This window comes from Plastoroseomonas arctica (assembly GCF_018128965.1).
In the GTDB taxonomy this organism is placed as follows: domain Bacteria; phylum Pseudomonadota; class Alphaproteobacteria; order Acetobacterales; family Acetobacteraceae; genus Plastoroseomonas; species Plastoroseomonas arctica.
This window is the reverse complement of sequence record NZ_JAAEDH010000003.1, coordinates 166359-191676: the sequence shown is the minus strand read 5'-3', so window position 1 is coordinate 191676 and position 25318 is coordinate 166359. Positions and strand designations below refer to the sequence as shown.

The window sequence follows — 25318 nt, the reverse complement described above, 5'->3', positions numbered from 1 at the left end:
TCTAAAGCTGCGACTCGATCGGCAGCCAGCGCATCACCCACGCCGCCAGCCGCCGCCGCCAACTCGCCGCCGGCTCGCGGCCGAGCGGCGGCCCGTGCTCGTCGGTCCAGGCGATGCGGCCGCGCTCCAGCCGAACCCGCCAGCTGCGCCCGCCATCCGACAGCCGCCGATGCTGCCGTCGCAGCAGCCGCGCCAGGCCGCGATGGTCCAGCATCACGCCCATCTCGGTGTTCAGCGAGGCCGAGCGAGGGTCCATGTTGAACGAGCCGATGAAGACCGGCCCATCATCGACCATCACCGCCTTGGTGTGCAGGCTGGCCCCCTTCGAGCCGAACAGCCCGGCCTTGGTCTCGACGCTCGCCTTGAGCTCGTAGAGTTCCACGCCCGACGCGAGTAGCGCGGGCCGATAGCGCGAATAGCCGCCATGCACCGCGACCACATCAGTCGCCGCGAGCGAATTGGTGATCACCGCGACGCGCACGCCGGAGGCGACCAGCCGCGCCAGCAGCGCCGTGCCGGCCGGGCCGGGCACGAAATAGGGCGAGATGATCAGCGCTTCCCGCCGCGCCGTCGCGAGCAGCGCCATCAGCGCCGGCGCGACCGTGCCGCTCGCATGCCCCGACGCCTTGGCCGGCGGGTCGGCCAGGATGGTGAGCGCGTGCTCGGGGATGTGCAGCGTCGAGGCATCGGCCACCTCCGCGAGCAGGTCCGCGGCGTGCGGCGCCGACGCGCGGCGGTCAAGCAGCCTGCGAAAGCGGCGCAGCGAGGTTCGCCGCGCCCGCAGCCGCGCGATGCGGCCGAGCGGCCGCGCCAGCGGGCTGCGCCAATAGGCCTCGAAGATGGTGGAAGCGGGTTCCGCGGCGGGACCCTCGATGCGCACGTCGAGGTCACGGAAGTTGAAATCGCCGCCGGCGTCGAAGTAGCGGTCGCCGATGTTCCGTCCGCCGCAGATCAGCCGGGTGCCGTCCGCGATCCAGGCCTTGTTGTGCATGCGCCGGTTGAGATGCCAGCTGCCCAGCAGCATCTCCAGCATGAAGCCGGACTGTCCCCAGCGCCGCCAGCGTCCCGCGTTGAAGCGGCGGATCTGGATGCGCGGATGTGCGGCGAGGGCGGTGAGGCTGCCATCCTTGCCGATGATGTTCAGCGCATCGAGCAGAAGGCGCACGCGAACGCCACGATCCGCCGCGTGCAGGATCTCGCGCGCCAGCAACGCCCCGGTCAGGTCGTTGTGCCAGAGGTAGTATTGCAGATCGAGGCTGTGGACCGCGCCCCGCGCCGAGGCGACCCGGTCGGCGAAGGCGCCGAGCCCCTCGGGCAGCAGTGCTACGGTGCTCGCCGCCAGCCCCGCCTTGCCCGAGACGTTCATGCCGCCTCGGACAGCGCCGACGCGAGCACGATGCGCGCGGTGAGCGGCAGGTGGTCCGACGCCTGGCGCGCGAGGGGGCTGTCATGCACATGCGCCGCGGTGATCAGCCCGTGCGGATGCGCGAGGATGCGGTCGAGGGCGAGGAACGGCTTGCGCGAGGGGAAGCTCGGCAGCGGCGGCCCGAACGGCCCGAACAGGGGTGCGAGCGGTGCCAGCGAGGAGGCGACGCCCGGTCGCCATTCATTGAGGTCGCCCATCAGCAGCATCGGCATCGGCGCCGCATCCTGCAGCTCCGCCAATATATGCGCCGCCTGCAGCGCACGGTGCCGGCGCAGCAGCCCCAGATGGGCGGTAACCACGCGCAGTGGCCCCTGCGGCAGCGCGAGTTCCACGATCAGGGCGCCGCGCGGCTCCGCGCCGGGCAGCGTCACCCGCCGTGTCAGCGTCGCCGCGCCGCCGCGCACCAGCAACGCATTGCCACGCCAGCCATGCCCGCCCGGCGTCTGCGAGATCGGCACGTGCATCAGCCCGGTGCGCCGCTCGATGGCGCTGAGGTCGAGCAGGCCGACGCGGTGGCCGAAGCGGCGGTCGGCTTCCTGCAGCGCGACGATATCGGCGCCCAGCTCCTCGATGACGGCGGCGACGCGCACCGGATCAAATCGGCGATCGACGCCGATGCAGCGATGGATGTTGTAGGATGCGACGACCAGGCTCGCCTCGGCCGCCGCGCCGCCATCGCGCGGCGGCGGCGGTGCCGGGTGGCGACGGGTGAGCGCGCCTTCCAGCACGTGCAGCGCGCCGCGCACGCCCTCGGGCAGTCGGGCGCGGCGCGGGGGGCGGGGGGGATTCTGGCTCATCGGGGATCCGCATGCTGCAGAGGGGCGAGGCGCGCGTGGCAACGCGTCGAGGTGAAAGGCAGGCGCCGACGCGCGGTTGCAAGCGGCGTATATCTGGCATGGCGATGTCGGAAAACCACCATCGGCATGCCATCGCACGGCTTCGGCAACCTTTGCCAAGATCCTCGCGTTCCATGGTCACGCGTTTCGTGAGGAGGCCCTCCCCGTGCTCTACTACACGTTGATTTTCCTGGTGGTGGCGCTGGTGGCAGGCGTTCTCGGCTTCGGCGGAATCGCCTCCGCCGCCAGCGGAATCGCAAAGGTGCTGTTCGTCATCTTCCTGGTGCTGTTCGTTGTCTCGCTGCTCGCCGGGCGTGGCTGGGCGTGAGCGACGCGCCGGCGACAGCTGCCGAACCCGTTCCCCTCCAGCGGGCGGCGACGCCCGACCTGCGCGGCTTCCGCCGCTGGACCAAGGCCTGGCTGACCGCGCCCGATCGCGGCCGCGCGCGTTGGATGATCGCCGGCGTCATCGCGCTGACACTCGCCCAGGTCGGCATCCAAATCCGTTTCAACGTGTGGAACCGGGATTTCTTCGACGCGCTCGACAAGCGCGATTCCAACGCCTTCGAGACGCAGATCCTCATCTTCCTGGGCCTTGCGGCGCTGTCGATGGCGATCTCGGTCTATCAGCTCTACCTCAAGCAGCTTATCCAGCTCACCTGGCGCGAATGGCTCACGCGACGGCTGACGGCGCTCTGGCTGCATGACGGGCGCCACTACCAGCTCGAGATGGGGGCCACCGAGGCCCGCAACCCCGACCAGCGCATCTCCGAGGATGTCCGCGTCTCGACCGAGCTCGCCGTCGAGTTCACCCTCGGGCTGCTGATCTCGGGCACCATGCTGATGGCGTTCATCGGCATCCTGTGGCAGCTCTCCGGCCCGCTCAACCTCGCCTTCGTCGGCATCAACCTCGACGTGCCCGGCTACATGGTCTGGGCGGCGCTGATCTATGCGATCGCCGGCTCCGTGCTCACCTACATGCTCGGCCGGCCGCTGATCGGGCACAACATCCATCGCACCGGCGCCGAGGCGGATTTCCGCTTCGGTCTGACCCGGGCGCGCGAAAGTGCCGAGGGCATTGCGCTGATCCGCGGCGAGACCGATGAGCGGCGTGGCCTCAACGTGCTGTTCGGCCAGGTCCGCGGCTCCGTGCTCAAGGTGCTGCAGAGCCAGCGCAACCTGATGTGGCTGACGTCTGCCTATGGCACGCTGGCGATGATCTTCCCCACCGTGGTCGCCTCGCCGGCCTATTTCTCCGGCGCGATCTCGCTCGGCGGGCTGATGCAGATCGGCGCCGCCTTCGGCCAGGTACAGGGCGCGCTGAACTGGTTCGTGACCAACTTCCCCCAGATCGCCGAATGGCGCAGCGCCGTCGCCCGCGTCACCGAATTCACCGACGCTCTGGAGGACCTCGAAGCGCTGCACACCGATGTCGCGCAGCCCACCATCGGCATCCGCGAGACCGCTGAGGGCGAGCCTGAGAACCTGATCTTCCAGGACCTGGAGATCGCCTTCGCCGATGGCACCACGGTGATCGCGGACGCCTCGGCCGAGATCGCGCCGGGCGAGCGCGTGCTCATCAAGGGCGAGTCCGGCAGCGGCAAGTCGACGCTGTTCCGCGCGATCGGCGGCATCTGGCCCTGGGGCGCGGGCGAGATCATCACGCCGCCCCGCAAATCCATGGCCTTCCTGCCGCAGAGGCCCTACCTGCCGCTCGGCACTCTCGAGACCGCGCTGTGCTACCCGCAATGGCCGAGCGACTTCACCGTGGAACAGAAGACCGAAGCGCTCGAGCAGGTCGGCTTGAAGCACCTCGCGACAAGGCTCGAGGATACCGAGCGCTGGGACCGCATCCTGTCGCTGGGCGAGCAGCAACGTCTCGCCTTCGCGCGGCTGATGCTGCAGAAGCCGCGCTGGATTTTCCTCGACGAAGCGACGGCGGCGCTCGACGAGGCCAACCAGGACCAGATGATGCAGCTGCTGGTCGACAATCTGGGTGAGTCGACCCTGGTCTCGATCGGCCACCGGCCGGGGCTCGAGGCGTTTCATACCCGCACGCTGACCCTGGTGAAGCGCGAGGGCGGCGCCCGCTTCGCGCGGCCCAAGCGCAGCGCGCCGGCGAAGACTGCGGTGCGCTGGAAGCTGCCGGCGCGGAGCCTGGCCGGGTAAGGTGGTAAGCCCACCTTGCTGGCCGCCTACGGCTAATGTCTTGGTATGGAAGCGGCCTGGGTAAGGTCGCCTCGCTTTCGGCTTTCCGTCACCGGCCCTAAAAGCTGACGCAGGTGCCGTGGCGTTCGTAGGCTTTCCCAGCGCGTCTCCATCCCGGTAATAGTCACCGTATCCTCGATCACGAAAAAGGGCCGGAGCATTATCCGCTCCGGCCCAAATCCGTGTCGGTGCCGGGCCCGAAGGCCCGGCGCCGCAAGGCTCAGCGGTTCTGCGGGTAGGCGCCCGAGGTGTTCGAACCGGTCTGACGGTCATAGGCGCGCTGGGCGGCGGTGCCAGGCGGGTTGCCCGGACGGCCATCGGACTGCGCGGGGTAGGCGCCCGAGGTGTTGGTCCCGGCGTTGCGGTCGAGCGTGCGCTCGGCGGCGGTGCCGGGCGGGTTGCCCGGGCGGCCATCGGACTGCGCGGGGTAGGCGCCTGAGGTGTTGGTCCCGGCGGCGCGGTCCACAGCCCGGCCCGCGGCAGTGCCCGGCGGATCGGAGCGGCTGTCGGCACAGGCGGCGACGCCGATCACCAGGGCGAGGGGGGCAAGAAGGCGGAGAACGCGCATCGTGTTTGTTCCTTCGTGAGAGCCAACAATCTGGCAACGAAGAACCAACGTTTGCGTGACGCTGGAGTTTCAGGCCGCCTTGTCAAGCCCGGGGGCGTTCTCGTTCGCGGCGCGGCGCAGCGTCGCGAGAAACCGCTCTCGTCGCCATTGCATCAGCCGCCACCCGGCCCGCGCCGCGACGGAGGACATGCGGCCGCGCGGGTCAAGCCCGATCGACTTGAACACCATCGCGGTGCTGCGCTCGATATGGCGATAGCGGTAGAAGCCCATCGCGCGGCCCATGTAGCCGGCGATGCAGCGCTCATGATTGTAGGGGGTGCCGTCACCCTCGTTGCCGCAATGATAGGCATAGGCGAGCTCGTCATCCTCGGACTCGCCGATGCGGCCGAGGGCGACGCGCAGGCGCTGGACGAAACCGAGGTTCTCGCGGCCGAGGTAGCGCCTCATGTGGTCGTAGAACAGCTTGAAGTGGCGGTATTCGTCCGCGGCGATCAGGCGGCAGACCTCGCGCAGCACCGGCTCCTCGGTCGAGTCGCCAAGCGCGGTGTAGTAGCTCGACGTGCCGGTCTCGACCATGCAGCGCGCGATGAGCTCGCCGGTGCGGGAGCCGCGGATGGAGGCGTCGACGGAGGTCTCGATCTTGTAGCCGGCGCGGTAGCGGGCGAAGGCGGCCTCGAAATCCCACGATGGGTCGGCGCACATGCCCCAGCGGCCGAGCGCGTCGCCGTGCTGGATCTCCTCGACGGCCCAGTTGTCGGCGGCAGCGCAGAAGGCGGGGTCGTCGCGGAAGACGTTATTGAGGTAGGCGGTGTAGTCGGTCGCATTGCGCTCGACCATGGCGGCGGCCTTGACCAGCGGCACGATCGCGGGATCGACTTTGCCGGGATCGAACTTGTCCCAGGCGATCTGATCGATATGCCAGTGCTTCATCCGGTCCCCACTCGTTCATCACACCAAAGCACGATGCGATGGGCGCGACATCCTGGTGACGCCCGTCAAGGCTCCGTCAACCAACTTCCCAGGTTGCGTAGCACAGCGCGGGATTCAAGGCGAAATGCGGGATTGTGCGCGCCCGGACCGGTGAAACAATCGCGTCGAGAATGATGGTCCCCAGATAAGATCCAGGCCCGGACGGGCTCAGGGTGCTTCGGCGGTGGCGACCATCGCCTGGGCGGAGAGCAGGGCCACCATGGCCTGGTCGCGCTTTTCCGGCGTGCTGGACTGAAGGTCCACCATGCCGGCCTCGGCCTGTGCCAGAGCAGTCGCCGCGGCGGCCTTGGACAGGTTCGCGACCGGCGTCGCGTCATCGGCGAGCACGGTGACGCGTTCGGGCGTGATCTCGGCGAAGCCGCCATTGACGAAGAGGTGCTCGGTGACCTGGCCGCCCTCGGTGACGCTGATGACGCCGCCGCGGAGGGCCACGATCATCGGCGCATGGCCGGGCAGCACGCCCATCTCGCCTTCGGCCGCGGGGATGACCGCCATCTCAACCGGGCGGCTGAGCAGCAGCCGCGCCGGGGAGACGAGTTCGAGCTGGAAGGTGCCGGCCATGGGGATGCCTTACGCCGCCTGCTTGAGGGTTTCGGCCTTCTTCACGGCCTCCTCGATGGTGCCGACCATGTAGAAGGCAGCCTCGGGCAGGCTGTCATACTCGCCCTTGCAGATCGCGGCGAAGCTGCGGATCGTGTCCTCGAGCTTCACGAACACGCCCGGCGTGCCGGTGAAGACCTCGGCCACGTGGAAGGGCTGGCTGAGGAAGCGCTGCAGCTTGCGGGCGCGGGCCACGATGAGCTTGTCCTCCTCGGACAGCTCGTCCATGCCGAGAATGGCGATGATGTCCTGCAGCGACTTGTAGGTCTGCAGGATCTTCTGCACTTCGCGGGCGGTGTTGTAGTGCTCGTCGCCGACGATGCGCGGGTCCATGGCGCGCGAGGTGCTGTCCAGCGGATCCACGGCCGGGAAGATGCCCAGCTCCGCGATCGAGCGGTTCAGCGTTGTCGTCGCGTCGAGGTGGGCGAAGGAGGTGGCGGGCGCCGGGTCGGTCAAGTCGTCGGCGGGCACGTAGATGGCCTGCACCGAGGTGATCGAGCCCTTTTTGGTCGAGGTGATGCGCTCCTGCAGGGCGCCCATGTCCGTCGCCAACGTCGGCTGATAGCCGACGGCGGAGGGTATGCGGCCGAGCAGCGCGGAGACTTCCGCGCCGGCCTGGGTGAAGCGGAAGATGTTGTCGATGAAGAACAGCACGTCCTGGCCCTGCTCGTCGCGGAAGTACTCCGCAAGCGAAAGGCCGGACAGCGCGACGCGGGCGCGCGCGCCCGGCGGCTCGTTCATCTGGCCGTAGACGAGCGCCACCTTGGAGCCTTCGGTGTCGTTCTCGTTGAGCTTGATGACGCCGGCATCGACCATCTCGTGATAGAGGTCGTTGCCCTCGCGGGTCCGCTCGCCGACGCCGGCGAAGACCGAGACGCCGCCGTGGCCCTTGGCGATGTTGTTGATCAGCTCCTGGATGGTGACGGTCTTGCCGACGCCGGCGCCGCCGAACAGGCCGATCTTGCCGCCCTTGATGTAGGGGGCGAGCAGATCGATGACCTTGATGCCCGTGACCAGGATTTCCGCCGAGGTCGACTGGTCCTCGAAGGAGGGCGCGTCGCGATGGATGGTATAGGTCGTGTCGTGCGGGACCGGACCGCGCTCGTCGATCGGCTCGCCGATGACGTTGAGGATGCGGCCGAGCGTGCCGTTGCCGACCGGGACGGAGATGCCCACGCCGGTATCGACGACCTCATGGCCGCGGACCATGCCGTCGGTCGTGTCCATCGCGATGGTGCGCACGGTGCGCTCGCCGAGGTGCTGCGCCACTTCGAGGACCACGGTGCGCTCGCCGATCTTGGTGGTGAGCGCGTTGAGGATGGCGGGCAGCTCGCCGGGGAACTGCACGTCCACCACAGGGCCCAGCACCTGGGCGATCTTGCCGACATTGTTCTTCATGACATGGCTCCTAAGGGCCGTTGTAGAAATCGAACTTGCGTTCGACCGTCCGTCACAATCTAGCACTCAATTCCGCGTGGCTCGCGCCACGGACGCTCGGCCGCAAACTCTCAGACCGCCTCGGCACCGGAGATGATCTCGATCAGCTCCTTGGTGATGTTGGCCTGTCGCGTGCGGTTATAGTTGAGCGTGAGCTTGTTGATCATCTCGCCGGCGTTGCGCGTGGCATTGTCCATCGCGTTCATCTGGGCGCCGTAGAAGCCGGCGGAATTTTCCAGGATGGCGCGATAGACCTGCACGCCGAGATTCTGCGGCAGCAGGGCGGCGAGGATTTCCTCTTCCGAGGGCTCGTATTCGTAGACCGCCTGCGGGCCGGCCTTGGCCTCTTCCTGCACCTCGGGCAGCGGCGCCGGGATCAGGCGCTGCTCGGAGGGGATCTGGCTGATCACCGACTTGAAGCGGTTGTAGATGAGCGTGCAGACGTCGAACTCGCCGGCTTCGAGCATGGCGGAAATCTTCGCCACCACTTCGGCCGCATCGGCGAATTCGACGGTCTTCTTGCCCTGGAAGCTGACCTCGCCCACGAAGCGGGAGGCGAATTCGCGCTTGAGATAGACCGCGCCTTTGCGACCGATGGACAGGATCTTGACCGTCTTGCCCTCGGCCTCCAGAGCGCGGACCCTGGCGCGGGCGAAGCGACCCACACCGGAATTGAACGCGCCGGCGAGACCACGATCCGCGGTCATCACCACCAGCAGATGCACCTGGTCGCGCCCGGTGCCGACCAGCAGCGGCGGCGCATCCGGGGATGACGCGACGGCCGCGCCCAACGAGGCGAGCATTCGCTCCATCCGCTCGGCATAAGGCCGCGCGGCTTCCGCCTGGGACTGCGCGCGGCGCAGCTTCGCGGCTGCCACCATCTTCATCGCCTGCGTGATCTTCCGCGTGGATTTCACGCTGTTGATCCGCATGCGCAGCATCTTGAGGCTGGCCATGGGATGCGGCCTTTAGGCGAAGGTTTTCGCGAAACCATCGAGGAAGGCGATCAGCTTCTTCTCGGTATCGCCCGAGATGGCCTGCTCCTTCGCGATGGCCTCGACGATGCCCGGCTGGCTCGTCTTGATATCGGCCAGCAGCCGGCGCTCGAACTCGCCGATCTTGCCGATGTCGATCTTGTCGAGATAGCCGCGCGTGCCGGCAAACAGCGAGATCACCTGCTCCTCGACGGGGACCGGCTTGTACTGCGGCTGCTTCAGCAACTCCGTCAGGCGCGCACCGCGGGCGAGCAAAGCCTGCGTCGTTGCGTCGAGGTCGGAGGCGAACTGCGCGAAGGCGGCCATCTCGCGGTACTGGGCGAGCTCCAGCTTGATCTTGCCGGCGACCTGCTTCATCGCCTTGATCTGGGCGGAGGAGCCGACGCGCGAGACGGACAGGCCGACGTTCACCGCCGGGCGGATGCCTTTGAAGAACAGCTCGGTCTCGAGGAAGATCTGGCCGTCGGTGATCGAAATCACGTTGGTCGGAATGTAGGCCGAGACGTCGCCGGCCTGCGTCTCGATGACCGGCAGCGCGGTCAGCGAGCCGGCGCCGAAGGCGTCGCTCATCTTGGCCGCACGCTCGAGCAGGCGGGAGTGCAGGTAGAACACGTCGCCGGGGTAGGCTTCGCGGCCCGGCGGGCGGCGCAGCAGCAGCGACACCTGACGATAGGCGACCGCCTGCTTCGACAGGTCATCGTAGAAGATGACGGCATGCATGCCGTTGTCGCGGAAGAACTCGCCCATCGCGCAGCCGGCGTAGGGGGCGAGGTACTGCATCGGCGCCGGATCGGATGCGGTGGCGGCCACGATGATGGAATATTCCAGCGCGCCCTGTTCCTCGAGCGTCTTGACCAGCTGGGCGACGGTGGAGCGCTTCTGCCCGACGGCCACGTAGATGCAGTAGAGCTTCTTCTTGTCGTCGGCGCCGGCGTTGACGTGCTTCTGGTTGATGATCGTGTCGATGATCACCGCGGTCTTGCCGGTCTGCCGGTCGCCGATGATCAGCTCGCGCTGGCCGCGGCCGATCGGGATCAGCGCGTCGATCGCCTTCACGCCGGTCTGCATCGGCTCATGCACCGACTTGCGCGGGATGATGCCGGGCGCCTTCACCTCGATCAGGCGGCGCTCGGCGCCCGCGATCGGGCCCTTTCCGTCGATCGGGTTGCCCAGCGCGTCGACCACGCGGCCGAGCAGGCCCATGCCGACCGGCACGTCCACGATCTCGCCGGTGCGGCTGACCGTGTCGCCTTCCTTCACGCCCTTGTCGTTGCCGAAGATGACGACGCCGACATTATCGTTCTCGAGGTTCAGCGCCATGCCCTTGAGGCCGGCGTTCGGGAACTCGACCATCTCGCCGGCCATGACATTCTGCAAGCCATAGCAGCGGGCCACGCCGTCACCGACCGTGAGCACGGTGCCGACTTCGGCGACATTCGCCTCGGCATCGAAGTTCGCGATCTGCGACTTCAGGATTTCCGAGATTTCCGCAGGACGGATGTCCATATCAGGCGGCCCCCTTCATGGCGTACTGCAGGCGCTGCAGCTTGGATTTGATCGAATTGTCGTACAGGCGGGAGCCGATCCTTACGATCAGGCCCCCGAGCAAAGACGGGTCGAGATGCTCGACCAGGCGCACGCCCGAATAGCCGGCATCCGTGAGCCGCGCGGCGATGGCGGCGCGCTGCACGTCGGTGAGCGCATGGGCGGTGGTGACTTCGGCGGTCTGCTGGCCGCGACGGGCGGCGAGCAGGGCACCGAAGGCGCCGGCGATCTCGGGCATGGCGCCGAGACGGCGGTTGGCGATCAGCACGCCCATGAAATTATGCACTTCCTTGCCGATGCCCGCGCGTTCCATCACGCCGAAGGCGGCGTTGCGCTGCGAGGCGGCATCAATGCGCGGATCGGCGATGAAGGCGCGGAAATCGGCATCCTCGCGCCACAGCTGGAACAGCCGGTCGAGGTCGCCGGCGATGCGGTCGATCGCACCAGGCTCCTCGCGCCGCGCATCGTCGGCGAGCGAGAGCAGCGCCTGCGCATAGCGCGTGGCAAGGCCGGAGGCGGTGGTGGTCTGGGCAGAAGCGATCGTCTCGTCGATAGCGGCCACGGGCGATCACGGTCCTGTCTTGGCAGCGCGCGTGGCACCGCGGTTGGCACGATCCGCGCGTGGTCAGGGGCCAGAAACCCGCCCCCCGGCGGCGCGCTGCGGTTAGCATAGGGATAACGGGGCCGCAACTGATGCAGGGGCAGAAAGCGCCGGGGGAAATGAATTTCGCCGCTGCCCGCCTCAGAGGAAGCCCACCGGGTCCACGTCCACCTGCACCTTTACACTTGCGGGTATAGCCACCCGCGCCAGCCATTCCCGCAGCAAGGGCTGCACCGCGATGCCGCGCCGCGCCTTGAGCAGCAGGCGCCGCCGGTGCCGCCCGCGCAGAAGGGCCAGCGGGGCGGGCGCCGGGCCGAGGACCTGCACGCCCTCCATGGCGGGTGCGGCGAGGCCGAGGTCGCGGGCCACGCGGTCGGCGGCGCGCTCCTCCTCGCTGCTGACGATCAGCGCGGCGAGGCGGCCGAAGGGCGGCCAATGGCCGGGGCGGCGGGCGGCGGACTCGGCTTCCATGAAGCTTTCGAGATTCCCCGAAACCAGCGCCTGCATCACCGGATGATCGGGGTTGAAGCTCTGCAGCAGCACGCGCCCGCGTGCCGCTTCGCGCCCTGCCCGGCCGGCCACCTGGTGCAGCAGCTGCACCGTGCGTTCGGCGGCGCGCAGGTCGCCGCCGGCAAGGCCGAGATCCGCGTCCACCACGCCCACCAGGGTGAGGTGCGGGAAGTGCCAGCCCTTGGCCATGATCTGGGTTCCGATGAGCAGGTCCACCTCGCGCGCCTCGATCGCGCGCGCGGCGGCCGCCGCGGCGGCCGGTCCGGGCAGCGTGTCCGACGCCATGACGATGACCCGCGCCTCGGGCCAGAGCGCGACCGACTCCTCCAGCACGCGCTCGATCCCTGGACCGATCGGCACCAGGGAGTTGGGTGCGGCGCATTGCGGGCATTGGGCGGGTGGCGGTTCGGTGTGGCCGCAATGGTGGCATTGCAGGCGCTTGTGCGCGCGATGCTCGACCAGCCAGGCGGAGCAGTTGGGGCATTGCATGCGGTGGCCGCAGCTGCGGCACAGCGTCATCGGCGCGTAGCCGCGGCGGTTGAGGAACAGCATCGCCTGCTCGCCGCGCGCCAGTGTGGCGGAGACGGCATCGGCCAGTACCGGGCTGAGGAAGCGGCCGCGCGGCGGCGGGTCGCGGCGAAGGTCGACGACCGCGACCTCCGGCAGCACCGCGCCGCCGTGCCGCGCCGGCAGGTCGAGCAGGGCGTAGCGCCCGGTCTCGGCATTGTTGCGGGTTTCCAGCGACGGCGTCGCGCTGACCAGCACGCAGGGCGCCTCGGCCAGGCGGGCGCGCACCACGGCCATGTCGCGCGCGTGGTAGACCACGCCCTCCTCCTGCTTGAAGGCCGTCTCATGCTCCTCGTCGACCACGATCAGGCCGAGGTCGGGGAAGGGCAGGAACAGCGCGGAGCGGGCGCCGACCAGGACCTGGGCCTCGCCTTCGGAGACCGCGCGCCAGGTGACGCGCCGGGTGCGCGAGGTCAGCTCGGAATGCCACAGCGCGGGCGCGACGCCGAAGCGGGCGCGGAAGCGGTCCAGCCATTGCGCGGAGAGGGCGATTTCCGGCAGCAGCACGAGCGCCTGGCGGCCCTGCCGCAGGGCTTCGGCAACGGCTTCGAAATACACCTCGGTCTTGCCTGAGCCGGTGACGCCGCTGAGCAGCGTCACGCCATAGGCGCGCGCGGCGACGGACGCGCGCAGCGCCTCGGCGGCGATGGCCTGATCCTCGGCCAGGCTCGGGCCGGGGAAGTCGGGGTCGGGGCGGGCGAAGGCCCTGCCGCGCGGCAAGGGCGCGGGGCGGAGGAAGCCTGCATCAGCCAGGCCGCGCACCACGCCCGGCGAGACCCCCGCCACCTCGGCCAGCGTGGTCCCCCCCACCACCAGCCCGGGCGAGAGCTGGGCGAGGACACGCTTCCTCGCTGGCGTCAGCCGCTGGTCCGCCGGCGGTTCGGCCAGCGTCCAGCCAGCCTGCATCGGCTGGGCCTCCAACGCGGAGGGACTCGACAGCGCCATGCGCAGCACCGCGCCCGGCGGGCTGAGCGTGTACTGCGCCACCCAGTCGATGAAGGCGCGCAAGCTGGCCGTCATCGGCGACACGTCCAGCCGGCCAATGATGTCGCGCAGCTTGCGCTCGGGGAGCGTGGGGTCGGCATCGCCGTCCCAGACCACGCCGATTTCCTGCCGCTTGCCGAGCGGGACCAGAACGATGTCGCCGGATGCGGCGTCCATGCCCGTCGGCACGCGGTAGTCATAGGCGTCCGCCAGCGGCAGCGGCAGCAGCACCCGGACACGAACCGACGCGGCGCTTTCGGGGGTGAGCGCGAATGGGGTAGGGTCGGGCATGCTCACCCAGGAATCCCGCGCATGAAGTTCTTCGTCGATACCGCCGATGTCGGCGAGATCCGCTCGCTCATGGACACCGGTCTGCTCGATGGCGTGACCACCAACCCGTCGCTCATCGCCAAGTCAGGCCGCGACATGAAGCAGGTGATCGCCGAGATCTGCGACATCACCCCCGGCCCCGTCTCTGCCGAGGTCACCGCCACCGACGCCGAGGGCATGCTCGCCGAGGGCCGCTTCCTGCGCACCATCGCGGCGAACGTCTGCGTGAAGGTGCCGCTGACCGAGGCCGGACTCATCGCCTGCCGACGCCTGTCCGGCGAGGGTGCTATGGTCAACGTCACGCTATGCTTCTCCGCCGCCCAGGCGCTGCTCGCGGCCAAGGCCGGGGCCACCTTCATCTCGCCCTTCGTGGGCCGGCTCGACGATATCGGCCAGGACGGGATGGAGCTGATCGCGGACATCGTTGAGATCTACAACAACTACCCCGCGCTCACGACCGAAGTTCTGGTGGCCTCGATCCGCCACCCCGTCCATGTCGTGCAGTCGGCGAAGCTTGGCGCGCACGTGGCGACGCTGCCGCCAGCCGTCATTCGCCAGCTGATGAAGCACCCGCTGACCGACAAGGGGCTCGACGCCTTCCTCGCCGATTGGAAGAAGACCGGGCAGTCCATCCTGTGACCGAGCTGGGCCCCGACGCGGTCGAGGCCTGGCTGCGCGGCCACCCGCACTTCCTCGCGGAGCGGCCGAAGCTCTACACGGTGCTGACGCCCCCAAAGCGCCTGCACGGCGAGGCGATGGCCGACCACATGGCCGCAATGATCGCGGCCGAACGCGCGAAGATGTCCGCCCTCGAGGTCGAACTCGCCCGCATGCTCGCCCAGGGCCGCGCGCAGGATGGGTTCTCGGACCGCGTCGCGCGCGCGGTCCTCGCGCTGATGCGCACGCGCGATGCGGTCGATGCCGTGTCTCATGAACTGCCCGCCCTGCTCGGCATCGACAGCTGCACCCTGGCCGCCGAAGCCCCTGCGCGGCGCGGCGTGCTGCCGCTGCCCGCAGGCAGCGTGCTCCGCCTCATCGGCGCCGGGCGCGAGGCCGTGGTGCGCGCCGCCCCGCTGGAGACTGCCCTGCTTCACGCCGAACAGGCGCCACTCATCGCCCGCGATGCACTCGCCCGTGTCCCAGGACCCGTGCCCATGCTGATCGCGCTCGGCGCGCGCGAGGCGGCGGCCCTGCCCGAAAGCCACGCCGCACCCCAACTCGCCTTCCTCGGCCGCGCGGTGGCCGCCGCCCTCGCGCGATGACCGGCGACCAGGCGCTCTCCGCCTATCTCGGCTTCCTCGCCTCGGAACGGCGTGCCAGCCCGCACACGCTCGAAGCCTACCAACGCGACATTGCAACCTTCCTGGGCTTTCTCACCCAACACCTGGGCCAAACCCCGGACCTCGCCGCCCTCGGCACGCTCAAGCCCACCGACTTCCGCGCCTTCCTCGCCCAGCGCGCCGCCGATGGCCTTGCCGCCGCCTCCCGCGCCCGCGCGCTCGCGGCCGTGCGAGGGTTCCTGCGACACCTCACGCGCCGGCACGGGATGGCGGCCCTCCCCCTCGCGGCCATGCGCGGCCCGCGCCCCAAGCCGCCCGTCCCGCGCGCGCTGAACGCCGCCGACGCGAAGGACATCACGACCCGGATCGGCTCCCGCTACGACCCGGCGCGCCACCCTCTGGCGCCCCTGCAGGCCGCCCGCGACGTGGCGCTGTTCACGCTTCTCTACGGCGCCGGCCTCCGCATCGCCGAAGCCCTCGCCCTGAATATCCGCGACGCGCCGCTGCCGGGCTCCGACGCCTCGCTGCGCATCACCGGCAAGGGCGGCAAGGAACGCATCGTCCCTATCCTGCCCGTCATCCGCGACGCCATGGCCGCCTGGCTGGCCCACCGTGCCGGCGCCGCGCCCGACGCCCCCCTCTTTATCGGCGCCCGCGGCGACCGGCTCGATCCGGCGGTGGCGCAACGATCATTGCGCGAGTATCGCCGCCTCGCCGGCATCCCCGAACACGCCACGCCCCACGCGCTGCGGCACTCCTTCGCCACCCACCTGCTCGGCGGCGGCGCGGATCTGCGCGCGATCCAGGAACTGCTCGGCCATGCGAGCCTCAGCACCACGCAGCGCTACACCGCGGTCGACGCCGTGGCCCTTCTGGAAACCTGGCGCCGGGCGCACCCGCGGGCCTGACGCCCACCTCACATCCGCGCTGTCACGCCTGATCCTCGGCAGGCCCGGCCCCATCTCTCGTGGCGTACACGCGAGGAGAGCGGCGATGGAGATCACGCGGGCAGGATCACATGCCTCGGGCAAGGGACCGGCCGAGTGGTTCACCGGCACGGTGCGCATCGACCCGCTGTTCAGCCCGCCTGACCCCGCGCGCGTCGGCGGCGCGCTGGTCACCTTCGAACCCGGCGCCCGCACCGCCTGGCACACCCATCCCCTGGGTCAGACGCTGCTCGTCACCACGGGCTGCGGCTGGGTGCAGCGTGAGGGCGGGCCGGTCGAGGAAATCCGCCCCGGCGACGTCGTCTGGTTCGCCCCCGGCGAGAAGCATTGGCACGGCGCGACGCCCACCACCGCGATGTCCCACATCGCCATCCAGGAGAAGCTGAACGGTTCGCCGGTGGATTGGATGGAGAAGGTGAGCGACGCGGATTACCGGCGCTGAGGCGCATCCTGCGTTCCTCCCGCACGTCACGTCGCGGCGGCGCAACCTGACGCCGGCGGGGGCGTTCCCCCGGCACCTGCCAGGCGAGCCTGGCCACCAGCGGCATCGCGCACCCGATCGAGGCGCGCCCCCAGACAAGAAGGATCGGATGCCATGCGTTCACCTGGCCATCCCACGATATCGCGTCGCGCGCTCGTCGCCGCGGCCGCCACGACCGCGGCCACTGTGCCGGGCGCCGTCGACGCGCAAACCGCGCCCGCCGCCATCGCAACCCCCAGCCCCGGAGCCCCCGCGATGGCGAAATTCTCCCTGCGCGTGAATGGCGCCGCGCGCGAGCTCGAGCTCGACCCGCGCACCACGCTGCTCGACGCCCTGCGCGAGCATCTGCAGCTGACGGGCAGCAAGAAGGGCTGCGACCACGGCCAGTGCGGCGCCTGCACCGTCATTGTCGAGGGACGGCGCATCTACTCCTGCCTCACCCTCGCGGTGATGCATGAAGGCGAGGCGGTCACGACCATCGAGGGCCTCGGCCAGCCGGACAATCTGCACCCGATGCAGGCGGCCTTCGTCAAGCATGACGGGTACCAGTGCGGCTACTGCACGCCGGGCCAGATTTGCGCCTCGGTCGCGATGCTCGACGAGATCAAGGCCGGCATCCCCAGCCATGTCTCGGCCGACCTCGTCGCCACCGCGCAGGTCACGCCCGAGGAAATCCGCGAGCGCATGAGCGGCAACATCTGCCGCTGCGGCGCCTATTCCAACATCGTCGACGCGATCACCGAAGTCGCCGGGAGGCAGGCATGAAGCCCTTCACCTATGAGCGCGCCCGTAACCCTAGCGAGGCGGCCGCCGCCGCGCGCCAGCCGGGAGCGCGGTTCATCGCCGGCGGGACGAACCTGATCGACCTGATGAAGCTGCAGATCGAGACGCCGACGCATCTGATCGACGTGAACGGCCTGGGTCTGGACCGTATCGAGCCGACGCCGGAAGGCGGGCTGCACATCGGCGCGCTAGTTCGCAACACCGAGCTGGCTGCTGATGCGCGCGTACGGCGCGACTACGCCGTGCTGTCGCGCGCCCTGCTCGCCGGCGCGTCGGGGCAGCTGCGCAACAAGGCGACTACGGCGGGCAACCTGCTGCAGCGCACGCGCTGCCCGTATTTCTACGACACCAACCAGCCGTGCAACAAACGCCAGCCCGGCAGCGGATGTTCCGCGATCGGCGGCATTACCCGCCAGCTCGCCGTGATCGGCGCCAGTGAAGCCTGCATCGCGACGCACCCGAGCGACATGGCCGTCGCCATGCGCGCACTCGACGCCGTGGTTGAGACGGTCAAGGCCGATGGTGCCACGCGGCGCATCCCCATCGCCGAATTCCACCGCCTGCCCGGCGACACGCCGCATGTCGAGACCGCGCTGGAGGCCGGCGAGTTCATCACCGGCGTGACGCTGCCCGCACCGCTCGGGGGCAAGCACTTCTACAAGAAGGTCCGCGACCGGGCCTCCTACGCATTCGCGCTGGTCTCGGTCGCTGCCGTGGTGCAGCCCGATGGCAGCGGGCGCGTGGCACTCGGCGGCGTCGCACACCGGCCATGGCGCGTGGAGGCGGCCGAGCGCGAGCTGCCGCGCGGTGCGAAGCCGGCGATGGCCGCGATCCTGTCGGGCGCGCGCCCGACCCATGAGAACGCGTTCAAGGTGACCCTGGCGGAGCGCACCCTCGCCTCCGTCCTGGCCGATGCGAGGGGCTGAGCCATGAAGTTCGAAACACCCGCCACGACCAACCCGATCGACCAGCTCAAGATCGTAGGGAAGCCGGTCGACCGCATCGACGGGCCGCGCAAGACCACCGGCACCGCACCCTACGCCTATGAGCGGCATGACGTCGCACCGAACCAGGCCTATGGCCAGGTGCTCGGCGCCGGCATCGCCAAGGGCCGCGTGACCGCGATGGACACAAGCGCGGCGCGCGCCGCGCCAGGCGTGGTCGCCATCGTCACCACGCTCGACATGCCCCGGCTGGAGAAGGGCAAGACCAACACCGCCTCGCTGTTCGGCGGCCCCGAGATCCAGCACTACCACCAGGCGATCGCGGTGGTTGTGGCCGAGACCTTCGAGCAGGCGCGCGACGCTTCCGCTATGATCCGGGTGGAGTATGCGCGCACGCCCGGCCGCTACGACCTCGAGGCCGAGATGCCGCACGCCGAGCTGACCGCGCCCGAGAGCGATGATGACTCTCCCCCGCCGCCGCCGGAGGACCGGGTCGGCGATTTCGAGGGCGCCTTCGCGGCCGCGCCTGTCACGCTCGACGCGACCTACACCACGCCCGACGAGAGCCACGCGATGATGGAGCCGCACGCCTCCATCGCGCAGTGGGAGGGTGACAAGCTCACCGTCTGGACCTCGAATCAGATGATCGCGTGGGGCAAGCGCGACCTGGCCAAGACGCTGGGCCTCGAGCCTGGGAATGTCCGCATCGAGTCGCCCTTCATCGGCGGCGGCTTCGGCGGCAAGCTGTTTCTGCGCGCCGATGCAGTGCTCGCCGCGCTGGGTTCGCGCGCGGCGAGGCGGCCCGTGAAGGTCGCGCTCACCCGTCCCATGATCGCGAACAACACCACCCACCGTCCGGCGACGATCCAGCGCATCCGCATCGGCGCCGGAAGCGACGGGCGCATCACCGCCATCGCCCATGAAAGCGTCTCGGGCGATCTCGAAGGCGGCAAGGCGGAGACGGCGGTCATGCAGACCAAGTTGCTCTACGCCGGCGCCAACCGGCTGACCGCGATGCGGCTCGCGGTGATGGATCTGCCCGAGGGCAATGCCATGCGCGCGCCGGGCGAGGCGCCGGGACTGATGGCGCTCGAGATCGCGATGGACGAGATGGCCGAGAAGCTGGGCATGGACCCGGTGGAATTCCGCATCGTGAACGACACCCAGGTCGACCCCGAGGATCCGGCGCGGCGCTTCTCGCAGCGCCAGCTCAACGAATGCCTCCGCCTGGGCGCCGAGCGGTTCGGCTGGGCGAGGCGCAACGCCACACCCGGCGCGCGCCGAGAGGGACGCTGGCTGATCGGCATGGGCATGGCGGCGGGCTTCCGCAACAACCTGGTGATGAAGTCCGGCGCTCGGGTGTTGCTCGATGCGAGCGGCGGCGTCACGGTCGAGACCGACATGACCGATATCGGCACCGGCAGCTACACCGTCATCGCGCAGACCGCGGCCGAGATGATGGGCGTCGGCCTCGACAAGGTGACGGTACGGCTGGGCGATTCGAGCTTCCCGGTCTCTGCCGGCTCCGGCGGGCAGTGGGGCGGCAACAGCGCGACCGCCGGCGTCTACGCCGCCTGCGTGAAGCTGCGCGAGGCGGTGGCGCAGCGCCTGGGCTTCAACTCGGCCGAGGCGGAATTCGCCGATGGCGTGGTGCGCGGCGGCAACCGCAGCGCGCCGCTTGGCGAGGCGGCGGGTGCCGACGGACTCGTCGGCGAGGACACCATCGAATACGGCGACCTCGCCAAGCGCTTCCAGCAATCGACCTTCGCGGGGCATTTCGTGGAGGTGGCGGTGGACGTCGCGACCGGCGAGACCCGGGTGCGGCGGATGCTCGCGGTCTGCGCGGCGGGGCGCATCCTCAACCCCAAATCGGCGCGCAGCCAGGTGATCGGGGCGATGACCATGGGCGTGGGCGCGGCGCTGATGGAGGAACTGGCGGTCGACAAGCGCCACGGCTTCTTCGTCAACCACGACCTCGCCGGCTACGAGGTGCCGGTCCATGCCGACATCCCGCACCAGGAGGTCATCTTCCTCGACGAGGTGGACCCGATCTCCTCGCCGATGAAGGCGAAGGGTGTCGGTGAACTCGGGATCTGCGGCGTCGGCGCAGCGGTCGCGAACGGCATCTACAACGCGACCGGCGTGCGACTGCGCGACTACCCGATGACGCTCGACAAGATGCTCGACCGCCTGCCCGAGCTGGCCTGAACCGGGCGGGCGATCAGATGTGCAGCGCGCGCCCGTCCACGGCGAGCGCTGCTTCCTTCACCGCCTCGTTCAATGCGGGGTGCGCGTGGCAGGTGCGGGCGATGTCCTCCGCACTGGCGCCGAACTCCATCGCCATCACCAGTTCGGCGATCAGCGTGCCGGCATCGGGGCCGATGATGTGGGCGCCGAGCACGCGGTCGGTGGCCTTGTCGGCGAGGATCTTCACGAAGCCGTCGGTCGAGGCCATGGCGCGGGCACGCGCATTGGCGGTGAAGGGAAACTTGCCGACCTTGTAGGGCGCGTTGCGGGCCTTGAGCTGTTCCTCGGTCTCACCCACCGTCGCCACTTCCGGCCATGTGTAGACCACGCCAGGAATGGCCGCGTAGTTCACGTGGCCATGCTGGCCGGCGAGGATCTCGGCGACCGCGACGCCCTCCTCCTCGGCCTTGTGCGCGAGCATGGGGCCGGTGATGACGTCGCCGATCGCGAAGATGCCGGGGACGTTGGTCGCGAACTTCGCATCCACCGTGACGCGGCCGCGCTCGTCGAAGGCCACGCCCGCTTCCTTGGCGCCCAGGCCCTCGCTGTAGGCGCGGCGGCCGATGGCGAGCAGCACGACATCGGCGGTGAGCGTCTCGGCGGCGCCGCCTTCGGCGGGCTCCAGCGTGAGGGTCACGCCCTCGGGTGACTTCGTCGCACCGGTCACCTTCGTCTTGAGCCGGAACTTGATGCCCTGCTTGCCGAGGATGCGCTCGAAGGCCTTGCCGACCTCGAGGTCCATGGCCGGGACCAGGCGATCGAGGAATTCGACCACGGTCACCTCGGCGCCAAGGCGCTTCCAGACGCTGCCGAGCTCGAGCCCGATATAGCCGCCGCCGATGACGACCAGGTGCTTGGGCACTGCGGAAAGCTCAAGGCCGCCGGTGGAGGTGACGATCTGGGCCTCGTCCACCTCCAGGCCAGGCAACGGGATCGACTCGCTGCCCGTGGCGATGACGATGTTCTTCGTCTCGTATTCGGTGCCATCGACGCTCACCTTGCCCGGCGCGGTGATACGGCCCTCGCCCTTGAGCCAGGTGACCTTGTTCTTCTTGAACAGGAACTCGACACCCTTGGTGTTGGCCGTCACGACCTCGCCCTTGCGCGCCTGCATCCGCGCCAGGTCGAGGCTGACGGTGCCGCCGATCATCACGCCATGCTCGGCGAGCTTGTGATTGGCCTCCTCGAAATGCTCGCTGCTCTGCAACAACGCCTTGGACGGGATGCAGCCGACGTTGAGGCAGGTGCCGCCGAGGGTGGCACGCTTCTCGATGCAGGCGGTCTTGAGGCCGAGCTGGGCCGCGCGGATGGCGCAGACATAGCCGCCGGGGCCGGAGCCGATCACGATGACATCGAAGCTGTCCGGCATGGGAAGCCTTTTTGACGGAGGGAATTCGGGCGGGAAACTGCCGCCGGACGGCGCTGGGCGCAACCCCAGGGAGTTGTTCCAAACCGCGGGGCAGCCTTGCTAGGGTGGCGGCAGAAGCCTCGTGCAAGGGGCGATGTGCTGGAGGATGTCCATGGATCCCATCTCGCCCGGTCTCGGCCGGCGCGCTGCCCTCGCGTTGGGCGCGGCCGCGCTGGCTATGCCCGCCATCGCGCAGCCGCGGTTTCCCGAACGCCCCATTCGGCTGATCGTGCCCTGGCCCCCGGGCGGGTCGGCGGATTCCCAGCTGCGTGGCGTCGCGGAGATCTGTTCGCGCAAGCTGGGCCAGCCGATGCTGGTCGACAACCGCTCCGGCGCCGGCGGCACGCTGCACGCGCTGCACCTCGCACGCGAGGCGCGGCCGGATGGCTACACGGTCGGCCAGATGCACCTCTCGGTCCTGCGCCGGCCCTTCCTGGTGCGCACGCCGCAATGGGACCCGGTCAACGACTTCACGCACATCATCGGCATGACCGGTTGGTTGTTCGGCGTGGCGGTGCGCGCCGACAGCCCGCACCGCACCTGGGCGGACTACATCGCCTTCGCGCGCGCCAATCCCGGCCGGCTCACCTTCTCGACCAGCGGCATCGCGACCACGAACCACATTGCGATGGAGGATATCGCGCAGCGTCTGGGCGTGGAGTTTGTTCATGTGCCTTTCCGCGGCGCCAATGAGGGGGTGACGGCCGTGTTGGGGGGCAATGTGGATTCCATCGCGGACAGCTCGACCTGGGCGCCGCAGGTGGAGGCGGGGTCGATGCGCCTCCTTTGCGTGTGGTCGGCCGAGCGCGCCGCGCGCTTCCCCAACGTGCCGACGCTGAAGGAGCTCGGCATCGATATCGTGGTGAATTCGCCCTACGGCATTTCGGGTCCGCCGCGGATGGACCCTGGCGTCGTGCGCGTGCTGCACGATGCCATGAAAGAGGCGCTGTTCGACCCGCAGAACGCGGCGGTGCGAGCGCAGTTCGACATGCCGCTCGTCTATCTCGACACCGAGGCCTACCGCGATTTCGTGGTGCAGCGCGTCGCCTATGAACAGGCGATGGTGCAGCGCCTCGGGCTGCGGATGGAGTGAGGGGGATGGCAGTCTTCACCCGCCGTGCGGCTTTGGCCGGCTTGGCGCTGGCGACGCCCGCCCTCGCCCAGCCACGCTTTCCCGACCGGCCGATCCGCTTCCTCACGCCCTGGCCGCCGGGCGGCTCGCTCGACGCGCTCCAGCGCACCATGTTCGAGGTGGTGGGACGCGACCTCGGCCAGCCGATCGTCAGCGAGAACCGGCCGGGCGCGCGCGGCACCATGGCGGCGCAGTTCTTAGTGCAGCAGGCGAGGCCCGACGGCTACACGCTGGCGCACCAGCATCTGTCCATCCTGCGCCACCCCTTCCTGACCCGGCAGCCGAGCTGGGACCCGGTGGCCGACTTCACCTACATCATGCAGTTCTCCGGCTTCACCTTCGGTACGGTGGTGCGCGCCGACAGCCCGCACCGGACGCTGGCCGAATTCTTCGAAGCCGCGAAGCGCAACCCCGGCCGGATGACCTATTCGACCAGCGGCATCGCAACCTCGAACCACATCGCGATGGAGGACCTGCTGCGCCGCGTCGGCGCGGAGATGCTGCACGTGCCGTTTCGCGGCGCGCAGGAAGGCGTGACCGCACTGCTCGGCCGTCAGATCGACATGGTCGCGGACGCGCAATCCTGGCGCCCGCAGGTGGAAAGCGGCGAGTTCCGCCTGCTCAGCGTCTGGACGCGAGACCGGCTGGGCGGCTTCCCCAACGCCCCGACGCTGCGCGAGCTGGGGCACGACATGGTGGTGACCTCGCCCTATGGCGTCGCAGGACCCAAGGGCATGGCGCCGGAGGTCGTGGATATCCTCCACCGCAGCTTCAAGAAAGCCTGGGAGGATGAGAGCGCGCAGGCGATCGTGCGGCGCTGGGACATGCCGCGCGAGTATCTCGGGCCAGCGGAGTACTTGGCCTTCGTGGTAGAGAGGGTGGCGTATGAGCGGGAATGGGTGGCGCGACTGAACCTCAGCATCGACTGAGAAAGGCTGGGGAAAAGAATTTCCCCAGACGCATTCTTTGATTTTTGATTCCTTGGTGGCCGTTCGCAAGTGGCACACTCATGCCAGATCAACGTCGTCCGCGCGGCATTCCCAACGATAAAAAAGAAAGAATGGGGCTTTGGGGAAATTCATTTCCCCCATGCTTTTCTACCGGGGCGGCGCTGCTTCCATATGCCCCAACCTGCGCGGATCAGGCATCGCGATCGTGGCCACCAGCACGATCGCCATCATCGCCGCCACGTACCAGTAGAAGCCGCTCTCGATCCCATGCGCCTTGAAGTTCAGGCCGACATATTCGGCGGTGCCGCCGAACATCGCGTTCGCGATCGCGTAGCAGAACCCCACGCCCAACGCCCGCACCTGGGCGGGGAAGAGTTCCGCCTTCACCACGCCGCTGATCGAGGTGTAGAGGCTCACGATCGCCAGCGCTGCCAGCACCAGGCAGACGCTGAGAACCGGCTGGCCGCCGCTGCCCGAAATCGCCGTCATCAGCGGCAGCACCGCCAGCGTGCCCAGCACGCCGAAGGCCAGCATCTGCGGCCGCCGGCCGATGCGGTCCGACAGCGCGCCGAACAGCGGCTGCATCAGCATGTAGACGAACAGCGCAACCAGCATCATCACGCTGGCCTGCTTGGCCGGATAGCCGACCGTGTTGACCAAATACTTCTGCATGTAGGTGGTGAACGTATAGAAGATCAGGCTGCCGCCGGCTGTGATGCCCAGTGTCACCAGCACCGAACGCGGATGCGCGATCAGCGCACGCAGCGTCCCCGCATCCTTGCGCGCCAGCGTGGTCGCATCGCCCGTCTCGTGCAGGCTGCGGCGCAGGAACAACGCCACCAAAGCGGCCGCGGCGCCAATGAGGAAGGGAATGCGCCAGGCCCAGTCGCGCAGCGCCTGCTCGCCCACGCTCTGCTCCAGCGCCACGGCCACCAACACCGCCAGCAACTGCCCGCCGATCAGCGTCACGTACTGGAAGGACGAGAAGAAGCCGCGATTATGGCTGCCGGCCACCTCGCTCATGTAGGTGGCGGAGGTGCCGTATTCTCCGCCGACCGACAGCCCCTGCAGCAGCCGCGCCAGCAGCAGCAACGCGGGTGCGGCGATGCCGATGCTGTCATAGGTCGGCAGCACGGCGATCATGAGCGAGCCCCCGCACATCATCAGCACCGAGAGCATCATGGAAAATTTGCGCCCGCGCCGATCCGCGAGCATGCCGAACAGCCACCCGCCGATCGGGCGCATCAGGAACCCCGCCGCGAAGACCCCCGCTGCGCTGAGCAGCTGCACCGTGGGATCTGAGGCTGGGAAAAACGCATGCGCAAAATACAGCGAGAAGAAGGAGTAGACGTAGAAATCATACCACTCGACGAGATTGCCCGAGGAGCTGGCGACGATCGCCACCACCCGCCGCCGGGTTTCGTGCTCGCCGCTGATGGCACTGGCATCGGCGATGCTGGACATGCTGGTTCTCCCGTGGCTGACAAATCAACGCACGAGCGCGCATACGGCTGCCCGACGATCGAGCCGGGGGAATGCATCCCCCGGC

At 69.0% G+C, this 25318-nt stretch carries 23 protein-coding genes; 11 read left to right on the top strand and 12 right to left on the bottom strand.

Going from position 1 to position 25318, the window contains the following annotated elements; translation table 11 throughout:
• Nucleotide 1: 1 nt before the first annotated feature.
• Together GXW79_RS04975 and GXW79_RS04970 are read right to left on the bottom strand one after the other, a co-directional pair.
• The gene (locus tag GXW79_RS04975) at nt 2–1366 is read right to left on the bottom strand and encodes a phospholipase D family protein (RefSeq protein WP_211873236.1); all 1365 of its coding nucleotides are present in this window, start codon (nt 1364–1366) and stop codon (nt 2–4) included.
• On the bottom strand, nt 1363–2223 hold the full coding sequence (locus GXW79_RS04970; protein ID WP_211873235.1) for an endonuclease/exonuclease/phosphatase family protein: 861 nt from the start codon (nt 2221–2223) through the stop codon (nt 1363–1365). Before GXW79_RS04970 ends, GXW79_RS04975 begins: the two co-directional genes overlap by 4 nt.
• A 205-nt stretch (nt 2224–2428) precedes the next feature.
• Between GXW79_RS04970 and GXW79_RS04965 the strand changes: the two genes are divergently transcribed.
• Together GXW79_RS04965 and GXW79_RS04960 are read left to right on the top strand one after the other, a co-directional pair.
• The gene (locus GXW79_RS04965; RefSeq protein ID WP_211873234.1) at nt 2429–2590 is read left to right on the top strand and encodes a DUF1328 domain-containing protein; all 162 of its coding nucleotides are present in this window, start codon (nt 2429–2431) and stop codon (nt 2588–2590) included.
• Nucleotides 2587–4431: an ABC transporter ATP-binding protein/permease gene (locus GXW79_RS04960; protein WP_211873233.1), complete on the top strand. Its 1845-nt coding sequence runs from the start codon at nt 2587–2589 to the stop codon at nt 4429–4431. The genes GXW79_RS04965 and GXW79_RS04960 overlap by 4 nt, the downstream gene beginning before the upstream one ends.
• A gap of 259 nt (nt 4432–4690) precedes the next feature.
• On the opposite strand, the gene GXW79_RS04955 is transcribed toward GXW79_RS04960, so the two are convergent.
• The 8 genes from GXW79_RS04955 to GXW79_RS04920 form a co-directional block, all read right to left on the bottom strand.
• On the bottom strand, nt 4691–5038 hold the full coding sequence (locus GXW79_RS04955; protein WP_211873232.1) for a hypothetical protein: 348 nt from the start codon (nt 5036–5038) through the stop codon (nt 4691–4693).
• 69 nt (nt 5039–5107) lie between these two features.
• On the bottom strand, nt 5108–5968 hold the full coding sequence (locus tag GXW79_RS04950; protein WP_211873231.1) for a ferritin-like domain-containing protein: 861 nt from the start codon (nt 5966–5968) through the stop codon (nt 5108–5110).
• Nucleotides 5969–6175: 207 nt separating this feature from the next.
• Nucleotides 6176–6589, bottom strand: a complete 414-nt coding sequence (gene atpC / locus GXW79_RS04945) for an ATP synthase F1 subunit epsilon (RefSeq protein WP_211873230.1) — start codon at nt 6587–6589, stop codon at nt 6176–6178.
• A gap of 9 nt (nt 6590–6598) precedes the next feature.
• Entirely contained in the window at nt 6599–8026 is a 1428-nt protein-coding gene (gene atpD / locus GXW79_RS04940; RefSeq protein ID WP_211873229.1) for a F0F1 ATP synthase subunit beta, read from the bottom strand.
• A gap of 110 nt (nt 8027–8136) precedes the next feature.
• On the bottom strand, nt 8137–9021 hold the full coding sequence (locus GXW79_RS04935; RefSeq protein WP_211873228.1) for a F0F1 ATP synthase subunit gamma: 885 nt from the start codon (nt 9019–9021) through the stop codon (nt 8137–8139).
• A gap of 12 nt (nt 9022–9033) precedes the next feature.
• Entirely contained in the window at nt 9034–10566 is a 1533-nt protein-coding gene (atpA, locus tag GXW79_RS04930; protein ID WP_211873227.1) for a F0F1 ATP synthase subunit alpha, read from the bottom strand.
• A 1-nt stretch (nt 10567) separates the two neighbouring features.
• Entirely contained in the window at nt 10568–11167 is a 600-nt protein-coding gene (locus GXW79_RS04925) for a F0F1 ATP synthase subunit delta (protein WP_367614806.1), read from the bottom strand.
• A 180-nt stretch (nt 11168–11347) separates the two neighbouring features.
• Nucleotides 11348–13558 carry a primosomal protein N' gene (locus GXW79_RS04920; RefSeq protein ID WP_211873226.1) on the bottom strand — a complete coding sequence of 737 codons (2211 nt, stop codon included), beginning with the start codon at nt 13556–13558 and terminating at the stop codon, nt 11348–11350.
• A 21-nt stretch (nt 13559–13579) separates the two neighbouring features.
• On the opposite strand from GXW79_RS04920, the gene fsa reads away from it, so the two are divergent.
• From fsa to paoC, 7 genes are all read left to right on the top strand, one after another.
• Nucleotides 13580–14236, top strand: a complete 657-nt coding sequence (fsa, locus tag GXW79_RS04915) for a fructose-6-phosphate aldolase (protein WP_211873225.1) — start codon at nt 13580–13582, stop codon at nt 14234–14236.
• Nucleotides 14233–14859, top strand: coding sequence for a DUF484 family protein (locus GXW79_RS04910; protein WP_211873224.1), 627 nt, complete (start codon nt 14233–14235; stop codon nt 14857–14859). The genes fsa and GXW79_RS04910 overlap by 4 nt, the downstream gene beginning before the upstream one ends.
• Entirely contained in the window at nt 14856–15785 is a 930-nt protein-coding gene (locus tag GXW79_RS04905) for a tyrosine recombinase XerC (protein WP_211873223.1), read from the top strand. Before GXW79_RS04910 ends, GXW79_RS04905 begins: the two co-directional genes overlap by 4 nt.
• Nucleotides 15786–15870: 85 nt before the next feature.
• The gene (locus tag GXW79_RS04900; RefSeq protein WP_211873222.1) at nt 15871–16266 is read left to right on the top strand and encodes a (R)-mandelonitrile lyase; all 396 of its coding nucleotides are present in this window, start codon (nt 15871–15873) and stop codon (nt 16264–16266) included.
• Between the two features lie 153 nt (nt 16267–16419).
• Nucleotides 16420–17070, top strand: a complete 651-nt coding sequence (paoA, locus tag GXW79_RS04895) for an aldehyde dehydrogenase iron-sulfur subunit PaoA (protein WP_211873221.1) — start codon at nt 16420–16422, stop codon at nt 17068–17070.
• Nucleotides 17067–18014, top strand: coding sequence for an FAD binding domain-containing protein (locus GXW79_RS04890; RefSeq protein ID WP_211873220.1), 948 nt, complete (start codon nt 17067–17069; stop codon nt 18012–18014). Before paoA ends, GXW79_RS04890 begins: the two co-directional genes overlap by 4 nt.
• 3 nt (nt 18015–18017) lie before the next feature.
• Entirely contained in the window at nt 18018–20240 is a 2223-nt protein-coding gene (gene paoC, locus GXW79_RS04885; RefSeq protein ID WP_211873219.1) for an aldehyde oxidoreductase molybdenum-binding subunit PaoC, read from the top strand.
• A 13-nt stretch (nt 20241–20253) separates the two neighbouring features.
• Here paoC and lpdA read toward each other — a convergent pair whose 3' ends face one another.
• Nucleotides 20254–21648, bottom strand: coding sequence for a dihydrolipoyl dehydrogenase (lpdA, locus tag GXW79_RS04880; protein ID WP_211873218.1), 1395 nt, complete (start codon nt 21646–21648; stop codon nt 20254–20256).
• A gap of 151 nt (nt 21649–21799) precedes the next feature.
• Here lpdA and GXW79_RS04875 point away from each other — a divergent pair, with 151 nt between their 5' ends.
• Together GXW79_RS04875 and GXW79_RS04870 are read left to right on the top strand one after the other, a co-directional pair.
• Nucleotides 21800–22780 carry a tripartite tricarboxylate transporter substrate binding protein gene (locus GXW79_RS04875; RefSeq protein WP_211873217.1) on the top strand — a complete coding sequence of 327 codons (981 nt, stop codon included), beginning with the start codon at nt 21800–21802 and terminating at the stop codon, nt 22778–22780.
• Between the two features lie 5 nt (nt 22781–22785).
• Nucleotides 22786–23748: a tripartite tricarboxylate transporter substrate binding protein gene (locus GXW79_RS04870; RefSeq protein WP_211873216.1), complete on the top strand. Its 963-nt coding sequence runs from the start codon at nt 22786–22788 to the stop codon at nt 23746–23748.
• 168 nt (nt 23749–23916) lie between these two features.
• On the opposite strand, the gene GXW79_RS04865 is transcribed toward GXW79_RS04870, so the two are convergent.
• Complete coding sequence (locus GXW79_RS04865; RefSeq protein WP_211873215.1) at nt 23917–25233, bottom strand: MFS family transporter; 1317 nt, start codon at nt 25231–25233, stop codon at nt 23917–23919.
• Nucleotides 25234–25318 lie beyond the last annotated feature (85 nt).